Source organism: Wolbachia endosymbiont of Cylisticus convexus, assembly GCF_003344345.1.
On record NZ_QPIP01000131.1, the window covers coordinates 1 to 3,537 of the forward strand.

Consider the following 3,537-nt stretch of genomic DNA (forward strand, 5'->3'; position numbering starts at 1 on the left):
TAACTCTTTATACCTTATGTGCCTTTTAGGCGGATCCATCATAAACTTCCCAAACTTAACCTCTAAACATGCTGTTCTTTTTGGCTTATTATCTCTTGCAGGGATTTCAATTTCTATTGTACCAATGCTAGAGAAGTCTTCAACAAATTTCCATAATTTTTGTTTATCGTTGGAAAATCTGGATTTTCTATTTATATCTCGATCTTTGGAAGCTCTTACTAAAACTGCTGAGTTAAGATTACGTGCAAGTTCAAAAAATTCATAAATATCTGCCTCTCTATCACATACAGTTATAGCTTCAGTTTTAGTTGAGTCTATAATGCTATCTGTTTTCTTTAGGCTTTCTAGCCACTTTATACTTTCTTTATCTTCAATATGTGCTCTTTTACGATTCCTCTCTTTTAGCTCTTTGGCTTCTTCAGAAACAGGTGGTCTCGAGTAAATTTTTTGATCTAGTATTCCTAATGCCAAGCCTTCTGTACTAACAGCAAAAGCTGTATGCAGCATAACACCCTTACTACGTTTTCTTGAGATAATTCCCAACCCACTTGTTTTTTTATGGCCCGTGTATGAAATACAACTTGTATCTTGAATTACAAGAATCTTTTTATGAGCTTTTATTCTTTCAACAGTTTTTGTAGTATGTGAAGCTAGAATATCGCTTTCTTTCACGTTCTCATTTTGAAAAAAACGATATGCCCATTTTGCTTCTGACCAACTTCCACATGCCTGATTAATTGAGCTTTCAGGTAAATTTATTAAACTATCAGCAATATTCGCCAATCGGTCAGTTAGTCTTTTATCTCCAAGTGTCGCATCTCCAAATTCATTTTTAGCCCATTCACTTGCCATTTTTATACCCTCAATATTTGCAAACTTTAATATTCTAATACTTTATTTATAAGTCCATTTATATTTGTGGGTAATAGTAAGGTTATGTTTTCTTGGTCGTCCTATCGCTCCTTGTGCAACATAGGGCTCTAAAATTTCCCATTCCTTGTCACTTATATCACTTGGATACAACTTACCCTCCTATTTTTTGCTTACCTCATCATACTCTTTTCTTCATTCCCTTTCAAGACAGGTTCTTAGGAGTTGATCGATGGCCAGAGAGTAAATGGAATAGTTTAAGTGAAAAACCAGAAAGTAAAAAATCAAAGAAAATAGTCAAAAGTAAATGGATGAATAAGAAGTAAGATGTACAACGAAGAGTATTTAGTTCAAGTCGAAGAAGCAATAAAGAAACTGCAAAGCGGAGAACGAGTAGTATCAATTGCATATGGTGACCATGTTGTGAGATATGCTGAAGTTCAGATAAATGATTTGCTCAGCCTCAGACAACGCATTAAAGCTGAGCTAAAAGTAGCAGGTGTGAAGAGAAAGATTGTTATTTCAACGAATAAAGGAATTGACAAGTGAAAATGTAATACTGTATGTTAGATAATTTATAAATTAGGGGTAACATGATAGGAAATGTAGAAAGATTGCAAAGAGAACTACTTGAAGAAATGGGGTCTATTTCTTTGGGGAGTAGTAATACAAGGGCATTAGAGATTGTCAATCAATTAGGAGAAGATCACATTAATGATACTATTATGACTCTTGATGGCAGGCAGTTTACAGCTTTAGATTGTGCAATTATGTTTGACAGTCAAGGTAATAATTCAAGAATAAATAACAGTGCATTTAGAGAATTAGAAGGTGCTATTAGGAGTGCTAAAGGAAGAACATCAGAGGAATTGGGACGAGTACAAAATATCTCTGTTGATCTACCTAGTACGTTTTTAACAGATGTTACTGTACAGCCTATTATGGAAGGAAGACGATTTTGCTTATATTAAATGTTGCTATTGCAATGGATAAGGGAGTTAACAAAATTAAGTGAAAATGTTATAGCTGAAGGTTGGTATTTAGTGGTTAATGCATGACTCAAAGTCAAAAAAAGCTAAATGTTAATGTAAGTTTCGAGGGCGAATTGGCTCAGTATCTTACAGAAGTGGCGAAAATTCAAAATAAAACTATCGAAGAAGTTGTGAAGGATCTAGTAGAAGAAGAGGTTGAAGCAAGCAAACTATCTGAAGATGATGAAATAGATGAAGTGGATACAGAGTTAGCTAAGCTTTCTCTTGAGCGTGATGCTAGAGGCGACGAAGAAATTGGAAGTGAGGATGTGGATTGGGACAGAATATTATCCGCAAAAACGATCAAAGGTGAGGGTATAAGCTGAGATACGATATTATCTATTCAAAAAAAGTTCTTGAGAGGGATTTTCTTGCGTTACCACCGACAGTAAGGTCTAGTAGTTAGGAGAGCTGTAGATAGCCGTCTTGCAACCAACCCTAAAGCTATAGGCAAAGCATTATCTCATGAATTCAAAGGGTATTTTAGGATACGAGTAAGTGATTACCGCGTGATTTACAGGATAAATTACTCAAAACGCACAGTAACTATTACTGCAATGGGACATCGAAAGGACATTTATGAACGCAGTCCAGAATAATCAGCGGCATTTGTGCAAGAGCCTCCTGCACAATTTATAACAGCCTGTTTACCAAATTCTCTAGCAAGTTACTGAAAGCTTAAAACAAAAACTGTTGAATTTGTGCAGCAACTCGTTGCGCAATTAAAGTAATTATAGTCTAAATGTGACCTTACCCAGAAAAAGTAGAGAGGAAGTAAAGAAGTTTTTTCAAAGAGGTGTGATATGACAAAAAGAAGAGAACATACAGCAGAATGCAAAAATGAAGACTGGAAAAAGAAACAGGTCAATCATCAGCAAAAATAGGAAGAGATTTGGGTATTAGCGGCTAAGCAGGTGGGTAAAAACATACAATATCTGGAACCAAGGAAAAGGAACTTGTGACAAAGAAAAGTTTGATTTAAAGAAAGAGCTGGCAAGAGTAACGAGAGAAAGAGACATTTTAAAAAAAGCCCTGGGATATTTTGCAAACCAAAAAGAGTTTTTATAAAAGAACATGAAAATTGCTATAAAACACGGGAATTATGAAGGTTTTTGAACGTATCTGCTTGTATAGATGGATTACTCAGAAAAAAAACAATAAGAGAAGAGCTCATACAAAGAAAAGCATCACAATGCAGGTACGGAGCTCCTAAACTGAATTAAAGGCTTTAGGTAAAATCAAAACAATGTTATGCAGAAAAATGGCATTCAAGCTAAGCTTAGATGAAGGTTTAAAACCACAAATAGAGTTATAACATATTGAATCAGAATTTCACCACTGATCAACCAAACAAGATATGGGTTTAGGTACATAAAAACCAATGAAGGATGGTTGGCAATAATAGATTTAGTTGATAGGCATAGATATGGCTATTGATAGGCGCAAATCTGCTTATAGCGATCAAGGATCACAATACACCTCTAAAAATTAGAGATTTTTACTGAGTACAAAAAATATTATTTCTAGACAAAGGTTATTGTTATGATAATGCTGTTTCAGAGAGCTTTTTTAGTTCACTCATACTCATTGATACTTCACAACACTCTGCACAACACCGCAATATTTGAATATATAG

6 protein-coding genes and 1 pseudogene are annotated in these 3,537 nt (G+C 34.7%); 5 read left to right on the forward strand and 2 right to left on the reverse strand.

What is annotated here, in order from left to right:
• Positions 1–852: IS4 family transposase (locus Wcon_RS09035; RefSeq protein WP_114517906.1), on the reverse strand; the 852-nt coding region annotated here is incomplete at its 3' end.
• Positions 853–894: 42 nt separating this feature from the next.
• The gene (locus tag Wcon_RS12610) at positions 895–1,023 is read right to left on the reverse strand and encodes a transposase (RefSeq protein ID WP_147269184.1); all 129 of its coding nucleotides are present in this window, start codon (positions 1,021–1,023) and stop codon (positions 895–897) included.
• A 174-nt stretch (positions 1,024–1,197) separates the two neighbouring features.
• Between Wcon_RS12610 and Wcon_RS09045 the strand changes: the two genes are divergently transcribed.
• From Wcon_RS09045 to Wcon_RS13510, 5 genes and pseudogenes are all read left to right on the forward strand, one after another.
• The gene (locus Wcon_RS09045) at positions 1,198–1,419 is read left to right on the forward strand and encodes a gpW family head-tail joining protein (RefSeq protein ID WP_114517907.1); all 222 of its coding nucleotides are present in this window, start codon (positions 1,198–1,200) and stop codon (positions 1,417–1,419) included.
• Between the two features lie 44 nt (positions 1,420–1,463).
• Positions 1,464–1,841 (forward strand): hypothetical protein, encoded by a 378-nt coding sequence (locus tag Wcon_RS09050; RefSeq protein WP_114517908.1) that lies wholly within the window; start codon positions 1,464–1,466, stop codon positions 1,839–1,841.
• 83 nt (positions 1,842–1,924) lie between these two features.
• On the forward strand, positions 1,925–2,227 hold the full coding sequence (locus tag Wcon_RS09055) for a hypothetical protein (protein WP_114517909.1): 303 nt from the start codon (positions 1,925–1,927) through the stop codon (positions 2,225–2,227).
• 120 nt (positions 2,228–2,347) lie between these two features.
• Positions 2,348–2,500 carry a type II toxin-antitoxin system RelE family toxin gene (locus Wcon_RS12255; protein WP_237350133.1) on the forward strand — a complete coding sequence of 51 codons (153 nt, stop codon included), beginning with the start codon at positions 2,348–2,350 and terminating at the stop codon, positions 2,498–2,500.
• Between the two features lie 204 nt (positions 2,501–2,704).
• A pseudogene (locus Wcon_RS13510) lies at positions 2,705–3,514 on the forward strand (transposase family protein); the annotation flags it as partial.
• Positions 3,515–3,537 lie beyond the last annotated feature (23 nt).

Coding starts and splice junctions, on each gene's coding strand:
- Wcon_RS09045 (WP_114517907.1), top strand. CDS start 1,198: ATGTACAACGAAGAGTATTTAGTTCAAGTCGAAGAAGCAATAAAGAAA.
- Wcon_RS09050 (WP_114517908.1), top strand. CDS start 1,464: ATGATAGGAAATGTAGAAAGATTGCAAAGAGAACTACTTGAAGAAATG.
- Wcon_RS09055 (WP_114517909.1), top strand. CDS start 1,925: ATGACTCAAAGTCAAAAAAAGCTAAATGTTAATGTAAGTTTCGAGGGC.